Annotated in this window: 27 protein-coding genes; 20 read left to right on the plus strand and 7 right to left on the minus strand. The window is 70.2% G+C overall.

Annotated elements, in window-relative coordinates:
- Window positions 1–17: 17 nt before the first annotated feature.
- A complete protein-coding gene (locus tag ASF41_RS13430) occupies window positions 18–941 on the minus strand; it encodes a lipid kinase (protein ID WP_056352011.1) in 924 nt (307 codons plus the stop codon).
- A 562-nt stretch (window positions 942–1,503) separates the two neighbouring features.
- Here ASF41_RS13430 and ASF41_RS13435 point away from each other — a divergent pair.
- The 5 genes from ASF41_RS13435 to ASF41_RS13455 all read left to right on the plus strand — a co-directional run bounded on the left by ASF41_RS13435 (window position 1,504) and on the right by ASF41_RS13455 (window position 6,659).
- On the plus strand, window positions 1,504–2,271 hold the full coding sequence (locus ASF41_RS13435) for a hypothetical protein (protein ID WP_244479652.1): 768 nt from the start codon (window positions 1,504–1,506) through the stop codon (window positions 2,269–2,271).
- 122 nt (window positions 2,272–2,393) lie between these two features.
- Window positions 2,394–3,545: a hypothetical protein gene (locus ASF41_RS13440; protein WP_056493950.1), complete on the plus strand. Its 1,152-nt coding sequence runs from the start codon at window positions 2,394–2,396 to the stop codon at window positions 3,543–3,545.
- Window positions 3,546–3,648: 103 nt separating this feature from the next.
- Window positions 3,649–4,629 (plus strand): SPFH domain-containing protein, encoded by a 981-nt coding sequence (locus ASF41_RS13445; RefSeq protein WP_056493953.1) that lies wholly within the window; start codon window positions 3,649–3,651, stop codon window positions 4,627–4,629.
- Complete coding sequence (locus ASF41_RS13450; protein ID WP_056211621.1) at window positions 4,626–5,060, plus strand: NfeD family protein; 435 nt, start codon at window positions 4,626–4,628, stop codon at window positions 5,058–5,060. The genes ASF41_RS13445 and ASF41_RS13450 overlap by 4 nt, the downstream gene beginning before the upstream one ends.
- 135 nt (window positions 5,061–5,195) lie before the next feature.
- Window positions 5,196–6,659 (plus strand): phosphomannomutase, encoded by a 1,464-nt coding sequence (locus ASF41_RS13455; protein WP_056493956.1) that lies wholly within the window; start codon window positions 5,196–5,198, stop codon window positions 6,657–6,659.
- 61 nt (window positions 6,660–6,720) lie between these two features.
- Here ASF41_RS13455 and ASF41_RS13460 read toward each other — a convergent pair whose 3' ends face one another.
- Window positions 6,721–9,636 carry a phosphoenolpyruvate carboxylase gene (locus tag ASF41_RS13460; protein WP_056494205.1) on the minus strand — a complete coding sequence of 972 codons (2,916 nt, stop codon included), beginning with the start codon at window positions 9,634–9,636 and terminating at the stop codon, window positions 6,721–6,723.
- A gap of 330 nt (window positions 9,637–9,966) precedes the next feature.
- On the opposite strand from ASF41_RS13460, the gene ASF41_RS13465 reads away from it, so the two are divergent.
- Genes ASF41_RS13465 through ASF41_RS13475 form a run of 3 tightly spaced genes read left to right on the plus strand, consistent with a single transcriptional unit; the run spans window position 9,967 to window position 11,580 of the window.
- Window positions 9,967–10,278: a hypothetical protein gene (locus tag ASF41_RS13465; protein ID WP_056493959.1), complete on the plus strand. Its 312-nt coding sequence runs from the start codon at window positions 9,967–9,969 to the stop codon at window positions 10,276–10,278.
- The gene (locus ASF41_RS13470; protein ID WP_156653289.1) at window positions 10,278–11,108 is read left to right on the plus strand and encodes a hypothetical protein; all 831 of its coding nucleotides are present in this window, start codon (window positions 10,278–10,280) and stop codon (window positions 11,106–11,108) included. Before ASF41_RS13465 ends, ASF41_RS13470 begins: the two co-directional genes overlap by 1 nt.
- Before the next feature lie 22 nt (window positions 11,109–11,130).
- Window positions 11,131–11,580: a cupin domain-containing protein gene (locus ASF41_RS13475; RefSeq protein ID WP_056493962.1), complete on the plus strand. Its 450-nt coding sequence runs from the start codon at window positions 11,131–11,133 to the stop codon at window positions 11,578–11,580.
- 3 nt (window positions 11,581–11,583) lie between these two features.
- Here ASF41_RS13475 and ASF41_RS13480 read toward each other — a convergent pair whose 3' ends face one another.
- On the minus strand, window positions 11,584–12,474 hold the full coding sequence (locus tag ASF41_RS13480) for a DMT family transporter (RefSeq protein ID WP_056493964.1): 891 nt from the start codon (window positions 12,472–12,474) through the stop codon (window positions 11,584–11,586).
- Window positions 12,475–12,728: 254 nt separating this feature from the next.
- On the opposite strand from ASF41_RS13480, the gene ASF41_RS13485 reads away from it, so the two are divergent.
- On the plus strand, window positions 12,729–13,289 hold the full coding sequence (locus tag ASF41_RS13485) for a c-type cytochrome, methanol metabolism-related (protein ID WP_056493967.1): 561 nt from the start codon (window positions 12,729–12,731) through the stop codon (window positions 13,287–13,289).
- A gap of 91 nt (window positions 13,290–13,380) precedes the next feature.
- On the opposite strand, the gene phbB is transcribed toward ASF41_RS13485, so the two are convergent.
- Both phbB and ASF41_RS13495 read right to left on the minus strand, forming a co-directional pair.
- Entirely contained in the window at window positions 13,381–14,109 is a 729-nt protein-coding gene (gene phbB, locus ASF41_RS13490; protein ID WP_056211631.1) for an acetoacetyl-CoA reductase, read from the minus strand.
- 134 nt (window positions 14,110–14,243) lie between these two features.
- Window positions 14,244–15,425: an acetyl-CoA C-acetyltransferase gene (locus ASF41_RS13495; RefSeq protein ID WP_056276136.1), complete on the minus strand. Its 1,182-nt coding sequence runs from the start codon at window positions 15,423–15,425 to the stop codon at window positions 14,244–14,246.
- Window positions 15,426–15,742: 317 nt separating this feature from the next.
- On the opposite strand from ASF41_RS13495, the gene phaR reads away from it, so the two are divergent.
- The gene (phaR, locus tag ASF41_RS13500) at window positions 15,743–16,366 is read left to right on the plus strand and encodes a polyhydroxyalkanoate synthesis repressor PhaR (RefSeq protein ID WP_056211634.1); all 624 of its coding nucleotides are present in this window, start codon (window positions 15,743–15,745) and stop codon (window positions 16,364–16,366) included.
- Between the two features lie 157 nt (window positions 16,367–16,523).
- Complete coding sequence (locus ASF41_RS13505) at window positions 16,524–16,772, plus strand: hypothetical protein (RefSeq protein WP_056493970.1); 249 nt, start codon at window positions 16,524–16,526, stop codon at window positions 16,770–16,772.
- Between the two features lie 130 nt (window positions 16,773–16,902).
- Here ASF41_RS13505 and rpmF read toward each other — a convergent pair whose 3' ends face one another.
- Window positions 16,903–17,091 (minus strand): 50S ribosomal protein L32, encoded by a 189-nt coding sequence (rpmF, locus tag ASF41_RS13510; RefSeq protein ID WP_055946842.1) that lies wholly within the window; start codon window positions 17,089–17,091, stop codon window positions 16,903–16,905.
- Between the two features lie 389 nt (window positions 17,092–17,480).
- On the opposite strand from rpmF, the gene ASF41_RS13515 reads away from it, so the two are divergent.
- The 9 genes from ASF41_RS13515 to ASF41_RS13555 all read left to right on the plus strand — a co-directional run bounded on the left by ASF41_RS13515 (window position 17,481) and on the right by ASF41_RS13555 (window position 25,026).
- Complete coding sequence (locus ASF41_RS13515; protein ID WP_056276128.1) at window positions 17,481–17,843, plus strand: helix-hairpin-helix domain-containing protein; 363 nt, start codon at window positions 17,481–17,483, stop codon at window positions 17,841–17,843.
- A 168-nt stretch (window positions 17,844–18,011) separates the two neighbouring features.
- The gene (locus tag ASF41_RS13520) at window positions 18,012–18,638 is read left to right on the plus strand and encodes a ribonuclease D (RefSeq protein ID WP_056493973.1); all 627 of its coding nucleotides are present in this window, start codon (window positions 18,012–18,014) and stop codon (window positions 18,636–18,638) included.
- Between the two features lie 242 nt (window positions 18,639–18,880).
- Window positions 18,881–19,678, plus strand: coding sequence for a hypothetical protein (locus tag ASF41_RS13525; RefSeq protein ID WP_056493977.1), 798 nt, complete (start codon window positions 18,881–18,883; stop codon window positions 19,676–19,678).
- Window positions 19,679–19,716: 38 nt separating this feature from the next.
- Window positions 19,717–20,448 carry an LptA/OstA family protein gene (locus ASF41_RS13530; protein WP_407067291.1) on the plus strand — a complete coding sequence of 244 codons (732 nt, stop codon included), beginning with the start codon at window positions 19,717–19,719 and terminating at the stop codon, window positions 20,446–20,448.
- A gap of 83 nt (window positions 20,449–20,531) precedes the next feature.
- Complete coding sequence (gene lptB / locus ASF41_RS13535) at window positions 20,532–21,320, plus strand: LPS export ABC transporter ATP-binding protein (RefSeq protein WP_243214809.1); 789 nt, start codon at window positions 20,532–20,534, stop codon at window positions 21,318–21,320.
- 368 nt (window positions 21,321–21,688) lie between these two features.
- Complete coding sequence (gene rpoN / locus ASF41_RS13540; protein ID WP_082487469.1) at window positions 21,689–23,251, plus strand: RNA polymerase factor sigma-54; 1,563 nt, start codon at window positions 21,689–21,691, stop codon at window positions 23,249–23,251.
- Between the two features lie 236 nt (window positions 23,252–23,487).
- Entirely contained in the window at window positions 23,488–24,099 is a 612-nt protein-coding gene (gene hpf, locus ASF41_RS13545) for a ribosome hibernation-promoting factor, HPF/YfiA family (protein WP_056276123.1), read from the plus strand.
- Between the two features lie 118 nt (window positions 24,100–24,217).
- Entirely contained in the window at window positions 24,218–24,685 is a 468-nt protein-coding gene (ptsN, locus tag ASF41_RS13550; protein ID WP_055946855.1) for a PTS IIA-like nitrogen regulatory protein PtsN, read from the plus strand.
- Window positions 24,682–25,026 carry a hypothetical protein gene (locus tag ASF41_RS13555; protein ID WP_407067282.1) on the plus strand — a complete coding sequence of 115 codons (345 nt, stop codon included), beginning with the start codon at window positions 24,682–24,684 and terminating at the stop codon, window positions 25,024–25,026. Before ptsN ends, ASF41_RS13555 begins: the two co-directional genes overlap by 4 nt.
- A 27-nt stretch (window positions 25,027–25,053) precedes the next feature.
- On the opposite strand, the gene ASF41_RS13560 is transcribed toward ASF41_RS13555, so the two are convergent.
- Window positions 25,054–25,863, minus strand: coding sequence for a YdcF family protein (locus tag ASF41_RS13560; protein ID WP_056211650.1), 810 nt, complete (start codon window positions 25,861–25,863; stop codon window positions 25,054–25,056).
- Window positions 25,864–26,002 lie beyond the last annotated feature (139 nt).

The raw sequence follows: 26,002 nt of genomic DNA on the forward strand, positions 1-26,002 counted from the left end.
GGCCCCGTTCGGCTCGGTCAGGCCGTCGGGCCGGGGCTGCTCGCGGCCACGCCTGGCCGTTCGGCCGGGGCCGGGCTGAAGATCCGCACCGCCTTCGGCACCACCTTGAAATGAGCGGGGGTGTAGGTCGACAATTCGCCATCGGTGTTCACGGGGCGCGGCTTCTTGGTCTTCACCACGATCTCGGTGGTGCTGAAGGCCCGCACGTCGGCCGCCTTGCCCTGGGTGCCCTTGCGCAGAGCCGGCAGGAGCATCAGCAGCCGCCACCAATGGGCGACCTCCAGGCTGTAGAAGTCGAGCTTGCCGTCGTCGACGGTGGCCGTCTCCTCGACGGTCATGCCGCCGCCGTAGTGACGTCCGTTGCCCACCGAGACCTGGATGGTGCGCACCGTCTCGGTCTGACCGTCATGCTCGATGTAGACGGTGAAGGGCCGCATCCGCCGAAGCACGCGGACCGCCGCGATGCCGTAGCCGAGGGTGCCCCAGGTCTTCTTCGATTCCGCCGTGAGGTCGCCCGCGAGGTCCGCCGAGAAGCCGATGCTAGCGACGTTGAAGTAGTAGTGCCCGTTGACACAGCCGAGATCGGCCGGGCGTGCCTCCGCGCTGGTGATGAGGCGAGCGGCCTCCACCGGGTCGACGGGCAGGCCGAGGGAGCGGGCGAGATCGTTGGCCGTGCCGAGGGGCAGGATGCCCAGAGGCAATCCCGTCTCGACCAGAGCGGGCGCGGCCGCGTTGAGGGTGCCGTCACCGCCACCGAGGATGACGAGATCGCAACCCTGCGCGTGACGCTTGATGACCGCGGTGCAGTCGGCGTCACCCGGCGGCTCGAAGGGTTCGATCCCTCCGGCGCGGAGGACGTCGCGGACCTCGTCGAGGGAAAAGCTGCCGTTGCGGGCCTTCGGATTGACGAGGAGAAGCGCCTTGCGGGAGGGCGCGCTCATCGGGGGGCTCCGGTCTGGCACGGATCAGGCTGACGATGTGGGAACGGGAGACAACGAGGGACCATGAGGCTCGACACCCTCCGGTGCGTTCGCGCCGCGTCAGCGCAAAAGCATGGAAGGGTCCGACATCACGGTCAACGCCTCGACCGCCAGAGGGGCCCGGACCCGATCCACAAGGTGGGTTCAGGCTTGGCAATGACAAGAGCCCCTCGGCACAAGAGTCGGTGCCGCGGCGCCTGGGTCCGTGCGCGACGCATCCCCGCAATCCTCGCACCCGTCCACACTTCCGAACCTGGGCCGAACCGTTGCGTGCGCATTCAGGGAAACTTAGCGGCCGCACCCGACGTTTCATTCCGGTCGATCGGTCCCGCACGCGCTTTTCCGAAACCCCGGCCGCGACCCCGGTGATGATGCCATGCGCCACGGTCCAAGCTCCAACGGAACCGGTCTCATCCGACTTGGCTTCGCCTCGTCCGTCGCGCTGATGAGCGCGGCTCTATCCGTAGGAACGGCGCAGGCCCAGACGCGCCCAGGTTGGGTCGATCCGCCGGCTCGACAGGCGGTGCAACCCGGCGCGGACAAGGCCGTCGGTGAGAAGCTGTCGCTCGAAAAATCTGCGTCCGAGAAGCCGGCGTCCGAGAAGCCCGTAGCCGAGACGCCTGCGACGGCCAAGGCGCAGGCGGATGGCTCGTCGGCTCAGGACGCGGCGAGCGCCGAGCGGACGCCGATGGCCGCGCACCGGCGGCGCGTGGCAGGATCCGCCGACGGCCGCCGTGCGGCGACCCGCGAGGGACGCGCCGCGCCGGAGCGCCTGCATATCCGCCCGCGCCTAGCCGACACGCCCACCCCGATGGCATCACCGGCGGCGGCCTCGGACGCACGCTTCCCCGAATGGGCCGCCGCCGCGACGCGCCTGACCGACCGGTACCTGGACAACGTCTCGGCCTCCGGGGACGCGATGGTGGTGAACGCGCCGCGATTCTACGCCGAGCGGGTCCGTTTCCACGGCCGCACCCTGTCACTGGCGGCCCTCATCGCCGAGAAGCGCCGCTTCGTCCGGCGCTGGCCCGAGCGTCACTACGAGGCACAGGGCGGAGCGACCCGAACGGCCTGCAACGCGGCGAGCGCGACCTGCATCGTCCACACCACCTTCAATTTCCGCGCCGACAACCCGGGGCGCGGCGTGCGTTCGCAGGGCGTATCCGAACTCACTCTGACCATCAGCTTCGCCGGGGAGCGCCCGCTGATCGTCGCCGAGTCGAGCCGCGTGCTGCGCCGCTATGGTGCGGGGCCGCAGAGCGCTATAGCGAATGCGCAGCGCGGTGCCTGAGGCCGGCCCGTCGCGATCGGTGCGTCATACCCGGAGTTCTGCGCATCTTGGATGATCGAAATCCACCCTCGCCGGGACTGGGTGAGGCGCGACGGGACGGGGCGGCCTCGGAGCGTGAAGCCTTGCGCCTGCGTATCGCCCGAGCCGTCACGCAGGCAGGCGCCTATCCGGTGGCAGAGCGCACGCTCGCGCTCCTGGCGGAAGCGGCCCTCGCGCCGAGCCTGGAGCCGCCCGGCTACCGCGTGATCGATCGGACGGGCGCACCGCGTCACGTCACCGAGGCGGACGGGGCCCTGGTTCCGATGGATTTGCCGGCCCTCCTCGCGGAGCTCCGAGACCGGCACCCCGCCCTGTTCCGGCCGATTCCCGCGCAGGAACCCGAGTCCGCGCCGGAACCCGTTCCGACGGAGGATTTCCGAATGGCGACGGCGCGGTTCGTCGAGGCGCAGTCGGTTCTGGCACGGTCCCTGGTCACGCGCTCGGCCACCCGAAGCCGTGCCCTTGCCACCTCCCTGTCCAGTCGCTTCGCGACGCTCCGGCGCAGCCGGGTCGCGTCTTCGCCGGCTGAGGCGGTCGCGCCGGGACCCGCGGCCGACCCCGCGGAACCGAGCCGGGCCGGCCTCGTCGCCGGCCGCGTCCGAGAGGGGGCGCAGCGCGTCGGCGGCTATGCCCGCGGTCGCCTCGCCGACAGCGCCTCGCGTCTTGGCGAAGTCGCCCGCGACCGCAACGTGATGCGCGATGCCCTATCCCGGCGCGCCCTCCCGATCGGACTCGGCGCCGCTGCGCTCGTGGCCCTCCTCGCCGTCTTCGGAGGGCGGACGCCGCAGGAGACCGCTTCGCCCGATACGGGGGGACCGGCTCAATCCCCGCCGCAGGCCTCGTCCACAGCGGCGCCGCAGAGCGCGCCCGACATGAGTCCCGCTCTGCCGGAGGAAACGCCTCCGAAACCGGCCTCGGCCAACGAGATCCGTGGTCCGGTGGAGGTCATCGATACCGCGACCCTGCGGGTCGGCGGCAAGCTCGTGCGCCTCTTCGGGGTGGAGTGGGTGCGCGGCGGACAGGCTGACGAACTCACCCGCTACCTGGCCGGCCGTACCGTGACCTGCCAGCCGGTGGCCGGCAGCGAGGCCCGCCTGTGCGCGGTGGACGGGCGCGACCTCTCCGAGGTGGTGCTATTCAACGGCGGCGGCCGCGCCTCACCCGAGGCGACGCCCGACCTCGTGGCCGCCGAGGACCATGCCCGCGCCGAGCGCCTCGGAGTCTGGGGACGCTGACACCCTGACCTTGGTCGCCTCCGCGCCCAGGACGCACCGGACACCCTTGCGTCGCACGATCCGGCCGGTCTCAATGCCGGCGGGATCGTCAGGGGAACGGGGCATGGATTTCTCTGTGGGCGTGAGCGTCGCGGCGGTGGTGCTCGTGGCGCTCGTCGTCGTGACCCTCGGGATCGGCATCAACATCGTCCCGCAGGGGCACGTCTACACCGTGGAGCGGTTCGGCAAGTACCACCGCAGCCTGGAATCCGGCCTCGGCCTCATCGCCCCCTACGTCGAGCGAATCGGCCGGCGGGTGAACGTGATGGAGCAGGTCATCGACGTGCCGAGCCAAGAGGCCTTCACCCGCGACAATGCCGGGGTGCGGATCGATGCCGTGGTGTTCTACCAGGTGCTCGATGCAGCCCGGGCCTCCTACGAGGTCTCCAACCTCGAGGTCGCGATGATGACTCTGACGAGGACCAACATCCGCACGGTGGTCGGCTCCATGGATCTCGACCAGCTCCTGTCCCACCGCGACGAGATCAACGAGCGCCTGCTGCGGGTGATGGATGCCGCCGCCTCACCCTGGGGCGTGAAGATGACCCGCATCGAGATCAAGGACATCGTGCCGCCCGCCGACCTCGCCGGCGCGATGGCGCGGCAGATGAAGGCCGAGCGCGAGAAGCGCGCCTCTGTGCTGGAGGCGGAGGGGCACCGGCAAGCCGAGATCCTGCGTGCGGAGGGGCGCAAGCAATCGGCGATCCTGGAGGCTGAAGGGCGCAAGGAGGCGGCCTTTCGCGATGCGGAGGCGCGGGAGCGCGGAGCGGAGGCCGACGCGCGGGCGACCCAGCTCGTCAGCGAGGCCATCGCCAAGGGCGACCTCGCGGCAGCGAATTTCCTCGTGGCCGAGAAGTATGTCGAGGCGGTCAAGGCCATCGCCACCGCGCCGAACCAGCGCGTGGTGGTGGTCCCGATCGAGGCGGCGGCCCTCGCGGGCACCCTGGGCGGCATCGCCGAGATCACCCGCAGCGTCTTTGGCGAGGGGGCTCCTGCCCGGAAGAGCGCGGGCCTGCCTCCGAATGTCGGCGGGTCGGCGCGATGATCGCGTCGTTCGTCGACGCGATCGGCCCGGCCTGGACCTGGATCCTGGTCGGCCTCGTGCTGATGGGAACCGAACTCGTCGCCTCGGGAGTGTTCCTGCTCTGGCTCGGTCTCGCAGCCGTGGTCACGGGGCTGCAAAGTCTCCTCGTGCCGATGCCCTGGCAGGGACAGCTGCTGCTGTTCGCCGTCCTGTCGGTGGCCTTCGCGGTGGTCGCAAGCCGCCGGAACAAGGACGGTCCGAGCGCCCTGAACCAGGGCGCCCAGGGCCTCGTCGGGCGGGACTATTCCCTCGTGGCACCGATCGTCGCCGGCGAGGGTCGGATCCGCGTCAACGACACCCTCTGGCGCGTCACCGGCCCGGATGCGCCCATGGGCGCCCGGGTGCGGGTGACGGGGGTGGAAGGCACGCTGCTCACGGTCGTGCCGGTATAGACACCGGCACCCCCTCGGGGATCGCGCCCCTGGCCTCCACGAATCGGCACGCGATTGAGACGGGGAACCACTTCTCCTAGAAGCAGCGCTGTCGTCTTGCCGGCGCCGCGTCGCGCCCCTGTGATGGGAGTTCTCATGAGCAGCTTGAAGTTCGGGACGAGCGGTCTGCGTGGGCTGGTCACCGACCTGGTGGGCTGGCCGAGCTACGCCTATGCGAGGGCCTTCTTCCGCTCCGTCGCCGAGACGACCGGCACCGGTCGCACCGTCGTGATCGGGCGAGACCTGCGCGACAGCAGCCCCGGCATCGCCGCCACGGTGGCGGCCGCCGCCACGGGCGCCGGCTTCACGGCCATCGATTGCGGCGCGCTGCCGACGCCGGCCCTGGCTCTGGAAGCGCTTCGGCGCGGCGTCTGTGCCGTGATGGTCACCGGCAGCCACATTCCGGAGGACCGGAACGGTCTGAAATTCTACCGGCCCGACGGTGAGATCACCAAGACCGATGAGGCTGCGATCCTGGCGGCCCTCGGCGACATCACCACGGAAGGCGCCATGGCGGCGGCCGATCCCGCTGCGCCGGAGCCCGGCGCGACGGACCGTTACCGTCAGCGCTATTGCGGAACGTTCCCGTCCGATATCCTGGCCGGCCTCAGGATCGCGGTCTACCAGCAGAGCTCCGTGGCGCGCGACCTGCTCGTGGAACTGCTGACGGCGTTGGGCGCGGACGTGACCTCGATCGGGCGCGCGGACCGCTTCGTTCCCATCGACACGGAGGCCCATCGCCCTGAGGACATCGCCTTCATCCGCGATGCCACGGCGTCGGGCGATTTCGACGCCCTGGTGACGACGGATGGCGACGCGGACCGGCCACTGGTCGCGGATGCCGCCGGACGAATCCTGCGGGGGGATGTTCTCGGGCTGATCACGGCGCGGTATCTCGGCGTCGATACCGTCGTCGTGCCGGTCACGGCGGGCTCGGCCATCGAGCATGCGGGCGGGTTCCGGCAGGTGCTGCGCACCAGGGTCGGCTCGCCCTACGTCATCGCCGGCATGGCCCAGGCGGAGACGGAGGGCGCCGACGCCGTTGTCGGCTTTGAGGCGAATGGTGGCTTCCTGCTCGGTTCGGACGTGACCCTCGATGGCCGAACCCTGCCCGCGCTGCCGACCCGCGATGCGATGCTGCCGATTCTGGCGACCCTGGCCGCGGCGCGCAAAGCCGGACTGTCGCTCGCGGACCTCGTCGCATCCCTCTCCGTGGGCGAGACCGCCAGCGACCGCCTGCCCAATACGCCGGCCGAGAAGAGCGGCGCCTTCCTGCGGCAACTCTGCGAGGAGACGTATCGGCGGGATTTCGTTCGGCCGATCGGTGAGCCGCGCGCCATCGACGAGCAGGACGGCGTGAGGATGGAGCTCGATGGCGGACGCACCATCCACTTCCGCGCCTCCGGCAACGCGCCCGAACTGCGCTGCTACGCCGAGGCGGGAACGGCCGGAGAGGCGGAGGACCTAGTCCGCTGGGGATTGGCGGCCGCGGCGGCCGCGATGACGATGGGCGCGCCGGGCTCGGACGCCGCGCCGGACGGATCGGCGTTCGGCCCCTGAACTTGAGGAGCCGCCGGCGTAACCCGGCGGCCTCGGCGCGCCGGGGCCGCGAGGCTCGGCCTCATCCGAACGCGCCCACCTCGTGCTGGATCAGGCCCGAGATCTCGCGCACCCGCTGGAAGCTGCGCCGGATCGGCTCGAACAGCGTCTTGTGCTCGGCCTCGTAGGTACCGACGTCGCGCGGGCCCGCCGGTTCGCCGAAGTTCAGGCCGAGGGTCGGATCCGGGGTGATCGGGAAGATGTCCTCCAGCAGCGTGAGGCAGCCGTCGATGTCGAGGCGCAGGAAGCGCTCGATCAGCGCTTCGCGGCTCACGCCCGATTGCGGTCGGAAACCCGGAATGTGCACGGCCAGGAACCAGATCCGGTGGATCAGCGCGAGGCGGATCGCGTGCAGCAGGGTCAGGCGGGCCGACATCCGGCCGAGGTCGGGAGCGGCGACCTGCAGGTTGAGCCAGTCGCAGGTGAGGCGGCCGAAGAGGTGGCGCAGGTCGGGGGCGAGCCGCAGCCGGTCGAGGGCGTTGGCGATCACCACGAGTTCCTCGCGCCGGCCGTCGCGCTGGGTGCGCCGGGCCCGCTCCAGCCACACCGCCGGGTCGAGCGTGTCGATATACGCGCGCAGCACGTCGAGGTCGGAGACGCTGGCCGCGTGCTGCACGAGTCGGAAGGCCCGGGAGAAGCGTACGGAATCCCGGCGCATGTCACGGAATAGGTCCGGGGTCCGGCCGGCCGCCCGGCCGACGCCGTGCAGGGAATTGGCCAGGAAGCCGAGCTGCTGCAGGATCGCGTTGTTGGGAATCGCCCGCATCTGGCGCGGATGGGTGATCATGGTCGGGCCGCCGCCATCGGTCTGGCGGGCGACGGGCCGGGAGCCCGTGCGGTCGAGGAGGCTCGGACCGAAGGTCCCCAGCAGGGCGGCGTAGCCGGGATCGTCCACCAGCGCCTCCATGTCCTGGCGCACCACGGTGAAGAACTCGGCGGCGAAATCCGGCTCGGCGTAGATCGGGTCGTCGGTCTCGTCGGCCCCGTTGGCGGGATCGGAGAGGACATAGTCGGCGAAGCTGTCGTCGTCGTCGGTGTCGAAGGCGAAGACGTGCTCGGCGATGCGCTCCACCGTGGCCTCGGCCAGGGGCAGGGTGCCGAACATCAGGTAGCCGTCCGAGCCCTGGAAGCTCGATTCGAGGCGTACCCGGATCCCGGCATTCCGGTTGCGCCGACGCGAATCCTCCGGGGCGAGATAGGCGAGGCGGTCGCGCAGGGAGCTGGGATGCGCGCCCCGGCCGATGGATTCGCCGTGGGTGTCGAAGATCGCGAGTTCCACGCCCGTGAGATCGTTCTGCACCATCAGCTCGGTGATGCGCAGGCGCAGGCGCTCGATCCAGAAGCTCGCCGCGAGCTGGCCGACATAGCGCCCGGAATCGGAGTAGCCGAACTGTACCGTCAGTCGGCCGATGCGCTTGAGATATTGCCGCCAATGCGGGTTGCGGAGCGCATCGTCGAGGACCCGGATGCCCTGTTCGAGGGCGCTGGCCGTCTCGAACAGCGGCGTGATCTCGACCCTGTCGGCGATGCCGTAGTGCCGCGCCAGCCAGAGGGCGGCCAGCAGCGTGTAGCCGGTCTCGGTCTCGGCGATCAGGAAGCGGACCGGGTGGGTGCCGTCCACGTGCTTGAGGATCTGGGTGATCGTCATCATCAGCCGGGCGGCCGAGGCCCGCTCGGCGGCGAGCGCGCCGAAATCCACGTCCACCGCCTGCACGTCGTTGAGCAGCGCGTGGATGGTGGCGAGGTGCGAACGGCGCTGGGCGGCGTCCGTGGGTTCACCCTCGAGATCGGTGACGCGCCGCACCGCGTTGTGGATCTGGCTGGCGTTCAGCCGGAAATGCGGCAGGGCGTTCGAGAGACCGTGGGTGGCGATGCCGGACCGCAGCAGGGCGATGCTGCGCTGGTCGGCCTCGGATTCGGCCGCCCCGAGGGCGCCCGCGAGTCCGGCCAGGATCGCGCTGGCATCGGTCTGGGCCCGTTCGCGCTCGATGATCAGGGCGAGGGCGAAGCGATGCACCGCCTCCAGGGACGGCTTGGTTCCGAGCCGGGGCGCGACGGCGAGCTGGCGGTTCACGGCGGCGAGGGCGTTCCCCGTGAGGTCGCGCACCACCTGGGTCGCGGGCACCTGGGGGAGGTGGCGCATGACCCGATCGAGCTGCATCCGCTTGGATTCGAGGCGATAGCGCAGGGTGTCCCACCAGCCGATATCGGTGCGCCCGTCGGTGTCGCACCCGACCCAGCTCGCGATCGAGAAGGGTTTCGGGACGAGCTCCGTCCAGCGGTCGGGCCAGCGCGCCCGGGCCGCATCGAGGAGCATGGCGTTGAAGCCGTCGACGGCGGTGCGGCCGTGATTGGCCGCGATGCAGGCCTGCTCGAACTCGTCGTCGAGGCTGATGTTCGGGTCGGGCCGGGTCGAGAGGGCGGCCGCGCGCGCGACCAGCGGCGCGCGGGCGGCGCCCTCGGCCTGGCTCGCCGCCTGGGCGATCAGGGCGGCGACGGCGCGCGGCATCCCGAAGGTCGGATGGGCGGTGAAGACCACGGCGAAGCCCGTGCGGCCCACGAGGTCCCGGAAGGTCTCGAAATCGCCCTGGCGCGCGGGGACCGCCGCCACGAGACGGGCGGCCATCCGGCTGTCGGGCGCCGACACCGCGTCCCGGTCCAGCCCCACATAGGCGCGCAGGCGCTCGGCGCGGGACGCCAGGGACTGGGATCGCAGCCGGGGAAACAGGTCGTCCAGGTCGTCCTCGCCGATCTCACCCCGGTCGAAGCGCCGGGTGATGGCGAGCGTGACCGCGAGCACGGGATTGCGGAACGGATCCTCCGCCGCCTGCTCGCGGGATTCCTCGATCAGCCGCAGGAGGTCGCGCTCCAGGCTCTCCGCCCCCTGCGGATCAGGGCCGGGGTCGTGGGCGGCATCGGCCGGATTGAGGTCATGCATGCGCATCGATCGACCTTGAGGTTCGGGAGCGGGCTAGGGCGTCATACGGCATGCGGACGCCGCCGATGCGTCGGAACTGCGCGAAATCCCCGGCCATCGACACGGAAAGAGGGCCATCCCCGGGGTCGCATGGTCCATCCCTGCGCAGTCCCTGTCTGCACGGCTCATGCCTGACCGCCCCGGAACCGGGGATATCGAGCCGGGGTCGAGCCGTTCCTTCTGACATCGTCGCCCGACGACGCAAGGACCGTTCCGGCGTGGGGCGGCGGTCCGCGAACGTGCCGGGAGAGGATGCAACGCGGCGCGTCCTGGGCTAACGCTGGACCCGGCATGGAAACACTCCTGATCCTGGGGGCCCTGGGCGTCCTCCTGTTCTCCGGCTTCCTCGTGGCCCTTCAGCTCAGAAGGGGGCGTCGGCCCGAACTGCGCATGGCGCGCGAGGAAGACCTCGTGGATGAGGCCGATGGCGAGGATCTGCTGATCCGCAGCCTCGAGCCGCTGCGCCCCAGTCCCATCGATCGCAGCGCGACCGTTCTGGACATCGAGCCGGAGCGGCCGCTCGGGGTTTCGGACGAGGACCCGGCCCGTAAGTTGCCGTCGCTGCCCCGTCCAGACCCGCATCGAGAACGAGAGCTTCGCTGATGGTGTGCTCCCGCACGCGCCGGTGGCCGACCCTCCAGCCCGCGGCCTTCCTGTCGCTGGCCTCCCTGTCCCTGGTTGCCCTGATCGTGGCGGGAGCGGCCCAGGCTCAGGTGTCCGAGCCGGCTCCCGAAACCGAGCGGCCGGCCGCGGCGCCGACCCCGCGCCGGCTTGCCCCGAAGCCCAAACCCAAGCCCGCGCCCAAACCTGCGGTGAAACCGGCGGCCGAGGCCCCCGCGACCACCCCCACCGACCCCGAGCCCGTCGCCACTCCCGCGCCCGTCGCCGCTCCCGCGCCGATGCCAGCCGCTAACCTGCCCGGCCTGACCGTGCAGTGCGAGGCCCGGGCGGCGGTCTACGAGGGACAGAAGGACTTTGTGGTCTGGGTGACCCGCACGGGGGCCGTCGTCGTCGAGAATCCGCTGCGCCCGCTCACGCCGGAGACGACCCGGGTCCTGGAGGTCGTCATCGCCGGCAAGGCCGCCACGGCATACGGCCCTGACCTGTTCGCCCTGCGGCGCGGCGGCAGCCCGGCGGCCCTCGGGGCGCTGCTCGGCGCCCCGGTCCGCTGGGATGCCGTGCCGGCGCCCCTGCCCGACACGCTCAACATCGTCTCCGACACCGGAAAGAGTCTGGCGCAGCTCGGGTTTCGGGAATGCGGGGAGGCTCCAGCCGTGACGCGTGCGCCGGTGGCCGCCGGGAACGAGGCGGCCAAGCCGAGCAAGACCCCGGTGAAGAAGGTCCGGCCGAAGGTGGCCAAGGAGTCGGGGAGCGGATCGTCCGGCGCCAAGGCCCCCCCCGGCCTCAGCCTGCCGCAGGGTGCCATCGAGTGACGCCATCTGCAGGAGTTCGCCCATGAGTGCCGGATCCCAGGGACCGACCGCCGCCGAGGTGATCGCCCGCCTCGGCCTCGCGCCGCACCCGGAGGGCGGGCATTACCGCGAGACCTTCCGGGATCCCCGCACCGTCGAGGGGCGCTCGGTGGGCAGCGCGATCTACTACCTCCTCGATCTCAGTGAGGTCTCCGAATGGCACCGGGTGGATGCGGCTGAGATCTGGCACTGGCACGCGGGCGCCCCCCTCGTCCTGACGGTGAGCCCCAACGGTCACGATGCCAGCGCGGCCTATCTCGGCCCCGACCTCGCGCGGGGTCAGCAGCCGCAGATCGTCGTCCCGGCCGGCCACTGGCAGACCGCCACCAGCCTCGGGGCCTGGACGCTGGTGGGCTGCACGGTCTCACCGGCCTTCGAATTCGCCGGCTTCGAGATGGCGCCGCCGGACTGGCGCCCGATGCCCAGGTCGTGAGGTTCAGGTCCTGTCGCGGAGGCGCTCGCGCGCCCCGGCCCGGGAGGCCCGCACCGCCACCCCGGCGCCGAGGACGATGAGGAGGCAGGCGAACGCCAGGGCCGGGCTCGGCTCGGCATAGCCGGCGAGCACCAGGGTCAGGGTCGACAGGATCGGGGCGGCGTAGGCCGCGACCCCGAGAAGGCGCAGGTCGCCCCGCTTCACCCCAATGTCCCAGAGATAGAACGCGGCGCCTACCGGCCCCAGGCCGAGGGCGACGACCGCCCCCCACTGCACCGTGCCCGCCGGCCACAGCGTCGTCTCGAAGGCGCGATGGCAGGCGAAGCTGAGAGCCGCTGTGGCGAGGCAGAAGCCCGCCACCGCATCGGTCGGCACCGCCCCGACCCGGGACGAGAGTACGGAATAGCCCGACCAGACGAAGGCGGCCGCCAGGGCCGCGAGATAGCCGGGCAGGGCTCCGGCGGCGAAGTCGATCCCGCCGCGGCCGGCGAACAGCACCATGACGCCGGCGAGTCCGAGGGCGGCCCCGCCGAGATGGCCGGCGTGCAGGCCCGCCGCCCCGGGAAGCCGGGCCGACAGCAGCACGATCAGGAGGGGCCAAAGATAATTGAGCAGGCCCGCCTCCGCCGGTGGGGCGAGGCGCAGGGCGGCGAAGTACAGGGCGTGGTATCCGAACAGGCCGCCGACGCCGAGGAGCCAGACCGGCCAGGGCTGGCGCAGGGTTCGGAGCCCCTCGCGCCTCAGGGGCCAACTCGCGCAGCCCACCAGGCCGCCCACCGCGAAGGTCATGGCGGCGAGCTGGAACGGGGGTATCGCGCCGGACAATGCGGTCAGCAGCGTGAGTTGCGACCACAGCAGGATCGCGCCGAAACCGAGGAGGGTCGGGGTGGGCATGGCAGGACCGAAGCGGATGGCAGGGGGCTCCTGTCCCACGGAGACCCGCCGGATGGCAACCGGGGACGATCCCGGATCCGACACGAGGCGCACCGACGCGCGGACCAGGGGCGATACGGACCGGTATCGCGGCGCGACGCACCCGATGGCGAGGCGCTGGCGCGCATGATCTCACAACTGTAGGATGTTTTCCCTTGCGGACGGTTGTTTCCGGGCGTTTCTACCCTCGTCGCCCCAGACCCGGAGTCTTCAGGATGCGTCGGTCCCGTTCGTCCACTGCTACGCTGTTCGCCTCGACCCTGCTCGTCCTCGGTGCCAGTCCCGGCCGGGCGGATCCGACCCCGCCCGCGCCCGATCCGACCCTGAAGAGCGAGGGGCCGACCCAACCGGCCAAGGTCGACGACGGAAGTTACGTCGACAAGGACGGCACGCCGACCTACCACGTGACCCAGGGCGGCAAGATGGTCGATTGGCCGGCCATGTCCGGTTACGTGCGCTACAATGCCAACTGCATCGTCTGCCACGGCCCCGACGGGGCCGGTTCGACCTATGCGCCATCGCTGGTTGAGGCCCTGAAGCGCGACGATTACGCGACCTTCGTGGGCATCGTCGCGGGCGGCAAGAAGGACGTCAATTCCGCGCAGCAGCTGGTGATGCCGGCCTTCGGCGACAACCGGAACGTGATGTGCTACATCGACGACATCTACGTCTACCTGCGGGCGCGGGCAGACGGCGTCATCGGTCGCGGCCGGCCGGCCGAGCACGAACCGAAATCCGAATCGTTCAAGAAGCGCGAGGACGCCTGCATGGGCTGAAGCGCATCCTCGGATGGAGCGGTATCCCCCGAGAGGGACCCAATCCCGCCGCAGCGGGGGCGACGCGCGCCGCCCTCGCTGGTTCTAGAGATCAGGCGATGTACTGGGCGCCGTTGATCGTCAGGGTCGAGCCGGTGATGAAACCGGAATCGTCGGCGGCGAGATACTCCACCGCGCGGGCGATCTCCTCGGCCTCACCGAGGCGACCCACCGGGATCGTCGAGATGATCTTGTTGCGCACCTCCTCCGGCACCGCCATGACCATGTCGGTGGCGATGTAGCCCGGCGCGATCACGTTGACGGTGATGCCCTTGGAGGCGCTCTCCTGGGCCAGGGCCTTGGCGAAGCCGATCACGCCGGCCTTGGCGGCCGAGTAGTTGGTCTGGCCGACCTGGCCCTTCTGGCCGTTGATCGACGAGATCAGGATGATGCGGCCGAAGCCCCGGTTGCGCATGCCCTCGATCACCGGCCGGGTGACCGTGAAGGCGGAGTCGAGGTTGGTCTTGATGACCGCCTGCCACTTCTCGAAGGTCATCTTGTGGAACAGGCCGTCACGGGTGATGCCGGCATTGTTGACCAGGATGTCGACCGGGCCGACCTCGGCCTCGACCGCCTTGATGCCGGCCTCGCAGGCCGCGTAGTCCCCGACGTCGAACTTGAAGACCGGGATGCCGGTCTCGTCCTTGAAGGCATTGGCCGCCTCGTCGTTGCCACCGTAATTGGCCGCGACCTTGTAGCCCTTGGCCTTCAGGCCCTTCGCGATGGCGGCGCCGATGCCGCGGGTGCCGCCGGTGACGAGGGCGACGCGTTCCTGAGCCATGGTTTCCTCCGAGATCTGGTTTCTTGTGATTGTCTTTGGCCGGTCGCGCTTTAGCGGAGGGTCCACGTCGGGCGCGACCGATTTAAATTTGCGGCGCCGTCAAGAATTCATGCGGCGCCCCTCAGGGCTCGGGCTCAGACGCGCTCGACGCAGAGGGCGACGCCCATGCCGCCGCCGATGCACAGGGTGGCGAGGCCGCGCTTGGCGTCACGGCGCTTCAGCTCGTGCAGGAGGGTGACGAGGACGCGGGCGCCCGAGGCCCCGATCGGGTGGCCGATGGCGATGGCGCCGCCATTGACGTTCACCTTGTCGGTGTCCCAGCCCATGTCCTTGTTCACGGCGAGCGCCTGGGCGGCGAAGGCCTCGTTGGCCTCGATCAGGTCGAGGTCGGACGCCTTCCAGCCGGCCTTGTCCAGGGCCTTGCGCGAGGCCGGGATCGGGCCGGTGCCCATCACCTTGGGGTCGACGCCGGCCGTGGCCCAGGAGACGATCCGGGCCAGGGGCTTGATGCCCCGGCGCTCGGCCTCGGAAGCCGACATCAGCACGATGGCGGCCGCGCCGTCGTTGAGGCCGGAGGCGTTGGCGGCGGTGACGGTGCCGTCCTTGGCGAAGGCGGGCTTGAGCTTGGCCATGGCCTCGACGGTGGCACCGTCGCGGATGTACTCGTCGGTATCGACCACGACGTCGCCCTTGCGGCCCGGCACGGTGACGGCGGCGATCTCCTCCTTGAAGCGGCCCTCCTTGCGGGCGGCCTCGGCCTTGTTCTGCGAGGCGGTGGCGAACTGGTCCTGCTGCTCGCGGGTCAGCTGGAAGGCCTGCGCCACGTTCTCGGCCGTCTGGCCCATGTGGTAGCCGTTGAAGGCGTCCCAGAGGCCGTCCTTGATCATGGTGTCGACGAGCTTGACGTCGCCCATCTTCTGGCCGCCGCGCAGGTACTGCGCGTGGGGGGAGAGCGACATCGATTCCTGGCCGCCGGCCACGATCACGGTGGCGTCGCCGTTGGCAATCTGCTGCATGCCGATGGCGACCGTGCGCAGGCCCGAGCCGCAGACCTGATTGACGCCCCAGGCGGTGGCCTTCTCGGGGATGCCAGCCTTGATGGCGGCTTGGCGGGCGGGGTTCTGGCCGGCGCCGGCGGTGAGGACCTGGCCGAAGATCACCTCGTCCACGTCGTCGGCCGGGACGCCGGCGCGCTCGAGGGCGGCCTTGATCGCCACGGCGCCGAGATCGTGCGCGGGGACGGTGTTGAATACGCCGCCGAACGAACCCACCGCGGTGCGCGCCGCACCGACGATGACGATATCTTCTGCTGCCATGGTGACGTTCTCCTCATTCCGGCGGGCGCTCCCTTGACGCTCTGAATGCAATCGAGCGTGGGCGCCTTTGTGCCGTTCCCTCGGATGAAAGCCGTCGACCCTGCGAAGTCAAGGCATCCGAAGGTTGTTTGCGGCCCCGCCCGTGACAGGACGCGCTCCCTTGCGTGGTATTCCGCGGGATGGGCGATAAATTGCTGTTTTCGTCGGCACGGGAACGTCTTAAGGTGCACTTGTGCGGCGCGGGATCGAGCAGCGGTCCTTGGCGCCGCGGTAAGAAGATCGCGCGGCTACGAACGCGCCGGGAGAGGCCCCCAGAAATGGCGGATAACGGTAAGTCCACCCACACCGTCATCAAGAAATACGCCAACCGGCGCCTCTATCACACCGGGACGTCGACCTACGTCACCCTCGAGGACTTGGCGACGATGGTGCAGAACGGCGAGGACTTCCTCGTCTACGACGCGCGCTCGGGCGACGACATCACCCGGTCGGTGCTGACGCAGATCATCTTCGAGCAGGAGAACAAGGCCGGCGAGGACAACCTGCTGCCGGTGGCTTTCCTGCGCCAGCTGATCCGCTTCTACGGTGACAGCATGCGCACCATGGTTCCGAGCTTCCTGGAATTCTCGATGGCGAACTTCGCCCGGGACCAGGAGGGCCTGCGCGAGAAGATGACGCAGAGCTTCGCGCCCACCGCGTTCCAGAGTGCGATGGAGGAGCAGGTCCGGGCGAACATGAGCTTCTTCGGCGACGCGATGAAGATGTTCACCACCTTCGGCACCGGCCCGCTCTCCGGCATGGGGGCGCATCCCTCTTCGGCGGGCAAGTCCGCCGGCGTTCCCGCCCCGGTCCAGCACGGCCCGGCCGGAAGCGACCTCGACGACCTCAAGCGCCAGATGGCCGAGATGCAGTCCCGCCTCGAGGACCTGGCCAAGAAGTAGGCCCGCGGCGTCGGTGGAAATCTCCCGTGTGCGGGAATCGCCCGAGACCCTCAACGGGTAACCTTGCTGCGCGAGAGGCGCCGGATCAAAGGTTGACGAACCGTTAACGCGGGCCAATTCTGTTCCCACGGGCCATCCGGGCGCTGGGAGCGAGGGCATGGAGCGTGCCGAGACGGGGCGGGACGACCGAGGAGGTGCACCGCCTGAAGCGGTTCCCCTCGCGCGCCATGACCTCGTGGTCATTTCCGGCAGCGAGGCGTCCGGGTTTCGGCCAGTTCCGGCCCGTCCCCTATCCGGCTTCCTGGCCCAGCTCATCGTCAGCACCGAGCCGACCCTGCGGCCGTCCCGCATCGAGCGCACGCGCTCGGCCGCGGCGCGCTACGCCGAGGCTGCGCGCCGCGCCTGACGGACGCTGACATCACCCTCGGATGGTGGCGATCGGCCAACGAAAAAAGCCGGGCCCCTGCGGGGCCTCGGCTCGGAATCTCGGGCGTGCGGTGCGGTCCGGGGCGGCCGTACGGCGCCCCCGCGAGGACTCAGGCCTCGGTCGACTTCACCTTGAGGACCTGGCGGCCCCGGTACATGCCGGTCTTGAGATCGATGTGATGGGGACGACGCAGCTCGCCCGAATCCTTGTCGGTGACGTAGGTCGGGGCCTTGAGGGCGTCGGCGGAGCGGCGCATGCCGCGACGCGAGGGGGAGGTCTTTCGCTTCGGAACGGCCATCGGAAGAGTCCTGCTACGGCAAAAAAGGCACCGTGGGCGCGACTTCCAGGGGAAGGCCGCCTCGGTACCGTGGTCAAACGGAGATTCGCTGGCGGGTCTATAACGCCACCCGCAGGTTCTGGCTAGAGCGTCCCGCGCAGGAGGTTCGAAGAGGCAGGGCCGACAGGTCCGGCGCGGATCGGACCTCGGCGCGGCAAGGATCCCCGGCCCTCGCCGTGCCGGCCAGGATCCCGCCCTGGACCCGCGGAGGATTCGCTCCCCGCCGAACGGCATCAATCCCGGCGCGGAGACGCGCGAGGACTTTAATCTGCGGTTCAAGTTGGAACTTCTACTCAGGGGACAGGCTCGCCGCCGCATTACGCGGAGGGCGATGCTTTCGGGAGACATCCATGTCCTCATCCCTGCTGCGTACCCTCGCCGTTCTGACCTGCATCGCCGCCGGCCCCGCCCTGGCCCAGGCGCCGAGCCCGGCCGCCCCCACGCCCTCGACGGCTCCCAAGACCGTGGCGCCGACCGCGCCCGCGGCGCCCAAGGCGCCGACGGTCGAGCCGGCCGCGAAGACGGCCCTGGTCGACATCAACAGCGCCACCGCCGCCGAGCTCGACGCCCTGCCGGGCATCGGTGCCGCACGCGCCGCCGCGATCATCAAGGGGCGCCCCTATCGAGGCAAGGACGAGCTTCTGTCCAAGAAGATCATCCCGCAGAACGCCTATGACGGCATCAAGGACAAGGTCATCGCCAAGCAGAAGTGAGGCTGGCCAAACGGACATGTAAGGTCTGGCGCGGCGCGCGGGGTGTCCCTGCGCGCCGCGCGGTCTGCCACCCTTGCGGGGGGCCGGGCCGGGTGATAGGCGCCGGGGATCACACGAGAAACGCCGTTCGTGGCCCGTCGTCGATCCCAGCGCGAAAACTCCCCGTCCATGCCGCCGCCCCCCGCCATCCGCCTGCATCGCGGCGACCTGCCCGCCGATTACGTCGCCGGCCCGGCCATCGCCATCGACACCGAGACCCTCGGGCTCAACCCGCATCGCGACCGCCTCTGCGTCGTGCAGATCTCGCGTGGCGACGGCGCTGCCGACGTGGTCCAGATCATCCCTGGCGGACCGGCTCCCGAGACGCTGATGCGCGTGCTGGCCGATCCGGCCACCCTGAAGATCTTCCACTTCGCGCGCTTCGACCTCGCGGTGCTGTTCCAGGGCCTCGGGGTCATGCCGGCGCCGGTCTACTGCACCAAGGTGGCCTCGAAGCTGGCTCGCACCTACACCGACCGGCACGGGCTGAAGGACGTGGTCCGGGAACTCGTGGGCATCGACCTTTCCAAGCAGCAGCAATCCTCGGATTGGGGCGCCGATACCCTGAGCCAGGCCCAGGTCGATTACGCCGCCTCCGATGTGCTCTACCTGCATGCCGCGCGCGCGCGGCTCGACGCGATGCTGGAGCGGGAGGGCCGTGCGGATCTCGCGCGGAACTGCTTCGACTTCCTTCCGACCCGCGCCCGGCTCGACCTCGCCGGCTGGCCGGACACCGACATCTTCGCGCATGCCTAGGGGCGGCCTCCCTCGCATGGGCCCCCGTCACGCCAGCCTTCCTGTCCCCGGCCTCCGTGCGCCGTCGCACATCCCCGCGCCCGCGCCTGCGCCATTCCGCCCTCGGGTGAACCGGAGGCTTGATGCTTTCTCAAGCTTCCCGTCATAACTTCGCCACTGCCCCCGGCCATCCGGCGGTCGACCCAGCCGTGGCGCGCTCCTCGCGTGCGCCGCCGCCGCCGGGGCACGATGTTGGAAAGATCATGCACCTGGGCGCGGCGATCGAGACGGGGCAGACGAGCGACGGCCGCGTCGATGCGCGCCGGACCCGCGCCCATGCGCGGGCGCGCAACCACAGCAGCCACGTGCGCGCCCTGCGCCGGCTGATCCCCCTCGCCGCCGGAACCGCCGTCATCGCACTCGCGGTCGTGACCCTGTTCAATCCCTTCGGAGCCGGCCTCCCCGACGTGTCGGTGGGCCAGCTCAGCCTGTCGGGCAGCAAGGTGAAGATGGAGAATCCCCGCCTGTCCGGCTTTCGGAAGGGCGACCGGGGCTACGAGGTCACCGCCATCGCCGCTTTCCAGGACGTTCGCAAGCCGAGCGTGATCGAATTGCAGGCCATGAAGGGCCAGCTCAACACCGACGACAAGGGCGGCCTCGTCCACCTCGAAGCTGCCTCCGGCGTGTTCGATTCCGCGCGCGAATCCCTGAACCTCGACCGCGACATCCGGCTCTGGACGGACAAGGGGGAGGAGGTCCGCCTGAAGACGGCCGCCGTCGACTTCAAGGCCGGCAGCGTCCGGTCGAGCGAGACCGTCGCCGTCTCCATGCCGAGCGGCACCATCGTGGCCGACACCCTGGAGGTGATCGACAGCGGCCACGTCATCTCCTTCGTCGGCAACGTCCATACGGTCCTGCACGGTCGGGATCCGTCGGGAGGGGATCCGCAGGACAAGTCCGAGGCCGGGGCCGACAAGGCTCAGGTCGCCGGGCTGAGCGACAAGCCGACGCGCATCCGGACCACGGCGGCCGAGCCCGAGGACGGGGAGCGCCGCCGGTGACGCGGCCCACGGTGAAGGACGTCGTCCCGCATCGGTGCCTGACGGCCCTCGTGCTCGCGCTGGCGAGCGTGATCGCGGCCGGGCCCGCCGCGGCACAGACGGCGCCCGCGGCCCCGCGCAAGGAGAAGGCCGCTTCGCCCCTGGGCAACCTCGGCGGCGGCGGCAAGGAGCCGATCAAGATCGACGCCGATCGTCTCGACGTGTTCGACCGCGAGAACAAGGCCGTCTTCGCCGGCAACGTCGTCGCCGTGCAGGGCGACAGCACGATCCGCTGCTCCAGCATGACGGTGCGCTACAAGCGCGGCAAGGACAAGAAAGAGCCAGCGGCGGGCGGCGAGCCGGCCAGCCAGGCGGAGCGGGCCGCCGGCCTGAACGAGAACGGCATCCAGCGCGTGGAATGTGCCGGCCCGGTGACCGTGGTGCAGAAGGACCAGATCGCCACCGGCGACAACGCCGTGTTCGATCAGGAGGCCAAGCGCATCGTGGTCACCGGCAACGTCATCCTGAGCCAGTGCCAGAACGTCACCCGCGGCTCCCGCCTCGTCTACGACATGAACACCGGCCGGGCGAACATGGACCCGGTGGCGGGCGGGCGCGTCTCCGCCCTCCTCGTGCCGCAGAAGGAGGACGGGGCCAAGGGCAAGGGCTGCACGCCGGCGTCCATCGCCGGACGCGCGGCCAAGCCGCCGGCCGACAAGCCCGCAGCGGACAAGCCCATCGAAGCCTCCGCCGAGAAGCCTGCCGGCAAGACCCGGGCCCAGACGAATTGAGTGCCGCAGCGCCGGCGCCCGCCCTGGCGGAGCGCTCCTCCGATCGTGCCGGCGCGCCGCCTGCGCCCTCCCTGCTCCGGCGGTTGTTCGGAGGGCGCGCCCGTCGTCGCGCGGCCGAGGCGGCCGCCATCGTCGAGGAGGGCGGCGGGCCGGGCATCCTCTGCGTGCGCGGCCTACGCAAGAGCTACGGCGCCCGCACCGTCGTGCACGAGGCCGGCCTCACCGTGCGCAACGGCGAGGCAGTCGGTCTCCTCGGCCCCAACGGCGCCGGCAAGACCACCATCTTCTACATGATCACCGGCCTCGTCACGGCCGATCGCGGCACCATCACCCTCGACGGCCTGCCGATCACCCAACTGCCGATGTACCAGCGGGCCCGCCTCGGCATCGGCTATCTGCCGCAGGAGGCCTCGATCTTCCGTGGCCTCACCGTGGAGGACAACATCCGTGCGGTGCTCGAGGTGGCCGAGCCCGACCGCAAGGAGCGCGCCCGCAAGCTCGAATCGCTGCTCGAGGAGTTCGATATCGCGCGCCTGCGCAAGTCGCCGTCCATCGCCCTCTCCGGAGGCGAGCGCCGTCGCTGCGAGATCGCCCGGGCGCTCGCTTCCTCGCCGAGCTTCATGCTTCTCGACGAGCCCTTCGCGGGGATCGACCCCATCGCGGTCGGCGACATCCAGGACCTGGTGAAGCACCTGAAGCAGCGCGGGATCGGCGTGCTCATCACCGACCACAACGTGCGCGAGACCCTTGGGCTCATCGATCGCGCCTACATCGCCCATTCGGGTCGCATCCTCACCGAGGGAACGCCCGAGGAGATCGTGGCCAATCCGGAGGCCCGCCGCCTCTATCTCGGCGAGGATTTCCGCCTCTAGGGGCCGGTCTCGTCCGAACCCTGCAGCGTCAGCTCTGCATCCGGGTCACAGCCCACGGATTTTTTCAGCCGGCGTCCAGTACGATCCGAACCGCACGCCAATGGTGCAATGCGGGAATTTCGGCTGATTTTCCAAGCTTTTGTTAGCGTCCAAGATGCGACGCAGGGGTCTCCGCTGGAGTGCCCGCCCCCGTGCTGCTTTCATGGCCTGCTCAATTTGCGTGCAAGCCCGGTCCGCCACGCTTTGACGCGGGATCGGGTTGGCGTTAGACCTGGGGGCAGACGACAGGAAGCAAGATTTGTGCCGAGGGTCGGTTCACGGCGACGTGGGCCGCTGATCCGAGGTGCGACTCACCCGGGGCGACAACCATGAGTCTGCTGCAACGGCTGGAAATGCGCCAGGGCCAAGCCCTGGTGATGACGCCTCAGCTTCTCCAGGCGATCAAGCTCCTCCAGCTCTCCCAGCTCGACCTCGCCGCATACGTCGATGCCGAACTCGAGCGCAATCCGTTGCTGGAGCGCGCCGACGGCGAGAGCGAGATCGAACGCGCGCCGGCCGAGACACCTTCCGAATCCTCGGTCGATCGCGACGGGGACGGCGAGGGGGGCGATTACGACGGGAGCGACGAGCCCTGGATCGCCACCACGCTGACGGCGAGCGGCGCCGACATGGAGAGCGCCCTCGACACGCGCCTCGACAACGTGTTCTCGGACGAGAACCCGACCCATGCCCGCGAGGCGGCTTCCGGGGACATGCTCTCGCTGACGCCGGCGCCCTACGGCAATACCGGCGGCAGCTTCGACGGCGAGGCCCCGGACTTCGAGGCGAGCCTCACCGCCGAGGTTTCCCTGCGCGAGCATCTCGGCGCCCAGCTCGACCTCGCCACCCGCGATCCCCTGGACCGGCTGATCGGCGGCTTCCTCATCGATGCCGTCGACGATGCCGGTTACCTGCGCGAATCGATCGACGCGGTGGCCGAGCGCCTCGGCGCCTCCCTCGACCGGGTCGCCCGGGTGCTGAAGCTTGTCCAGAGCTTCGAGCCCGCCGGCATCGCCGCGCGCGACCTCGCCGAGTGCCTCGCCCTGCAGCTGCGCGACCGAGACCGGTTCGATCCGGCCATGCAGGCCCTGGTGTCGCGCCTCGACCTCGTGGCCAAGCGCGATTTCGCGGCGCTGCGCCGGCTCTGCGGCGTCGACGACGAGGATCTCGTCGACATGCTGGCCGAGCTGCGCCGGCTCGATCCGAAACCCGGCCGCGCCTTCGGAACCCGTGCCGTCGAGGTGCTGATCCCCGATGTGTTCGTGCGCGCGGCGCCCGACGGCTCGTGGCTGGTGGAGCTCAACGCCGAGGCCCTGCCGCGGGTGCTGGTCAACCAGAGCTACTATGCCCGCGTCTCCCGCGGCGCGGCGGCCGAGGGCGACAAGGCCTTCCTGTCGGAATGCCTGCAGACCGCCAACTGGCTCACCCGCAGCCTAGAGCAGCGGGCCCGCACCATCCTCAAGGTCGCCTCCGAGATCGTGCGCCAGCAGGACGCCTTCTTCCTGCACGGCGTCGCTCACCTGCGCCCGCTCAACCTGAAGACCGTGGCCGAGGCGATCGGCATGCATGAATCCACCGTCTCGCGGGTCACCTCGAACAAGTCGATCGGCACCAGCCGCGGCACGCTGGAGATGAAGTACTTCTTCACCGCCGCGATCCCGGGCGCCGCCGGCACCGCCTCGCATTCGTCCGAGGCCGTCCGCCACCGCATCAAGCAGCTCGTCGACGGCGAGGCGCCAAGCGATGTGCTCTCCGACGACGCCCTGGTGCAGCGCCTGCGTGACGAGGGCATCGACATCGCACGCCGCACCGTCGCCAAGTACCGGGAATCCCTCCGCATTCCCTCCTCGATCGAGCGCCGTCGCGAGCATTTCGCCTATGCGGGGCGGTGAGACCCCTCGGCGGGGCGTCCCCTTCGGCGACGAACGGGGCGGGCCGGCAAGATCCACAGCGGCCCGCCTTCCGCAGCCCCGGGGGCTCGCGCGAGGCCGGGGTCCGGGCCGCGAATGACGGATCCGCGGCCGGGACAACGCCTCGGTCCGGCCTCGCGTTGACTTCTCCGAGAGAGGCTTCTTAACTCAGGTTGCGCCTTACCCAGGGCGTGTCCACAACGAAAATCGGAGGGATCATGGGGTCATTGCGCGTGACGGGCCACGGCCTGGACCTTGGCGAAGCCCTTCGGGGGCGGGTCGAGGAGCGAATGGCTGCTACGCTCTCGAAATATCTCGACAGCCACATGAGCGGGACCTGCTCCGGCCACGTCACCCTCCGGCGGGACGGGACCGCCTACCGCACCGATTGCGTGCTCCACCTCGTCTCCGGCCTGACCCTGGAGGCCTCCGGCGCCGCCCACGACGCCCATGCGAGCTTCGAGCAGACGGCGGACCGCCTGGAAAAGCGCCTTCGGCGCTACAAGCACAGGCTGAAGGACCATGGCGCGGCCGGCCATGACGGCGCGACGGTGCAAGCGGCCTACGCGGTGTTCGCCGCCCCGAGCGAGGCCGACGCCATCGACCTCGACGAGGATGGCGACGACGGGGAGGCGGCGCACCCGCCGGTGGTGGCGGAGAGCACCAAGACCCTGAAGCGCCACTCGGTCAGCGAGGCGGTCACCGCCCTCGACCTCACGGGCGCGCCGGTCATCGTGTTCGTTCACGCTGGCACCGGACGCATCAACGTCGTATACCGCCGCACGGACGGGGCCATCGGCTGGGTCGATCCGGCCGAGACAGCCTCGTAGGCGCGGGTCGGGAACAGAGCCTGAACCCGCTCGATTGAGTTCAAGGGCCGCCTGGGTGGCCCGACCTTTCATGGAGTGGCGGCCGGATCGGCCGCCGCCGACGGGGCGACGGTCCTTCATGCCAGTGCTGGAATTCCTCTCTCCGGATTCCGTGGTGCCGTCCCTGCGTGTCCGCGCCAAGAAATCGATGCTGCAGGAGCTCAGCGCGCACGCGGTGCGTCAGCTTCCGGCCCTGGACGAGCGCGAGGTGTTCGAGACCCTGCTGCAGCGCGAGCGCCTGGGGTCCACCGGCATCGGCGACGGCGTCGCCATCCCGCATGGCAAGCTGCCCGGCCTCGACCGGCTGTTCGGCCTCGTCGCCCGGCTGGAGAAGCCGGTGGATTTCGATGCCCTCGACGGCCAACCTGTCGACATCGCCTTCCTGCTCCTGGCGCCCGAGGGCGCCGGTGCTGACCACCTGAAGGCCCTGGCCCAGGTCGCACGCCTCCTGCGCGAGCCCGGCATCCTCGAGCGCATCCGCGCCGCCCGCGACGCCAGTGCCCTCTACGCGCTGCTCACCCACACCTCGGCCTCGCAGGCCGCATGATCATGCGGATCCTGCCCTGCGCGCCCGTGGTGGTCGCGCTCCTGCTCGCCGCCCCGCCTGCGCGCGCACAACAGCGTGGCGCCACCGATACCGCTTGCGCCCGCGATGTCCTCGTGGCGAATTCCATGCAGCGACAGGCGATCGACCAGCTCGAACAGGCCGGCAGCGAGGCGGCCGACCAGTGTCGCGTCTGGCGCCGGCACGTGGAGACCATGCGCCGAGTGGCCAGCGTCTATGGCCGCTGCCTCTCGGGGGCCGAGCGCACGGATCGTCTCAACCAGGTCCAGATATCCGAGAAGGAATTCGCCGGGATGATCCGGAGCCAGTGCAAGGGGCTGTGAGGCCTTGGGCTCCAGGCGGGGCTCGACCTATTCCTGCCCGCGCAGCAGCAGCGGTTCGGCGACCATCTTGATCGGCTTGCCGCGTCCGATCAGGATGGCGGCCCGTGAACGCTCCGGATCGTGCTCGAAGCGGGTCCGGACCCAGGCCACGAGGAATTTCAGGTATTCCGAGGCGAGCAGCTTGGCGGAGGAGGGGTGATGCCACCAGCGGTCGGCATCGAAGCCCTCCGCGATCACCGGATGGGGCACGACGCGGTCGGCACCCATGAGGGCGTGGTCGAGTTCCACCATCGTGCGGGGCATGTGGTAGTTCGAGGTCACCACCGTCACCGTGCTGAAGCGGTGCTGGCGCATCCAGCGCCGGGTCTCGATGGCGTTGCCGATGGTGTTGCGCGCCCGATAGTCGAGGTCGACGCAGCAGTCGATCCAGTGCCGCTGCGTCGGGTTGAGGCGGGCGATCTCGTCGCGACTGGTGCGCTCGTTGACGCCGGTGATCAGCAGGCGCCGGCCATAGCCGTTGGCCAGGAGGTCGATGGCGTCGCCAATGCGCTGCGCCCCGCCCGTGAGCGCCACGATGCCGTCGGCCCGACCCTGCGGCACGCGCTCGTCCCGCTCCAGGCAGGCCACGAAGGTCAGGAAGCCGCAGAAGAGTGCGACGGCGCCGGTGGCCGCGAGGCCGAGGGTGGCCTTGGCGGTCGGGCCGAGCCCGCTTCGCGCCCTGGTTCCAGGAGCGGCCGAATCCGGCTGCCGGCGTGCCGGGGCGGGCGCGCGGGATGCGGCGTCGGTCCAGGCCCATCCGAAAGCCTCGGAGGGCCTCATGGTGCCGCTGGCTGACATCCGCCTCGTCATTCCCCCAGAGAGTAGCCCCGATTGGGGCGTTCACGAGGCAAGTATCTCCGCCCGGAAAGGTTCATGGAGGGTTAACGGGATCGTCGGCTTCGGTGACAGGGCGTGCGCGCCTGTCGCCGGCCCACGC

The sequence above is a fragment of the Methylobacterium sp. Leaf111 genome (genome assembly GCF_001423285.1).
GTDB lineage: Bacteria > Pseudomonadota > Alphaproteobacteria > Rhizobiales > Beijerinckiaceae > Methylobacterium.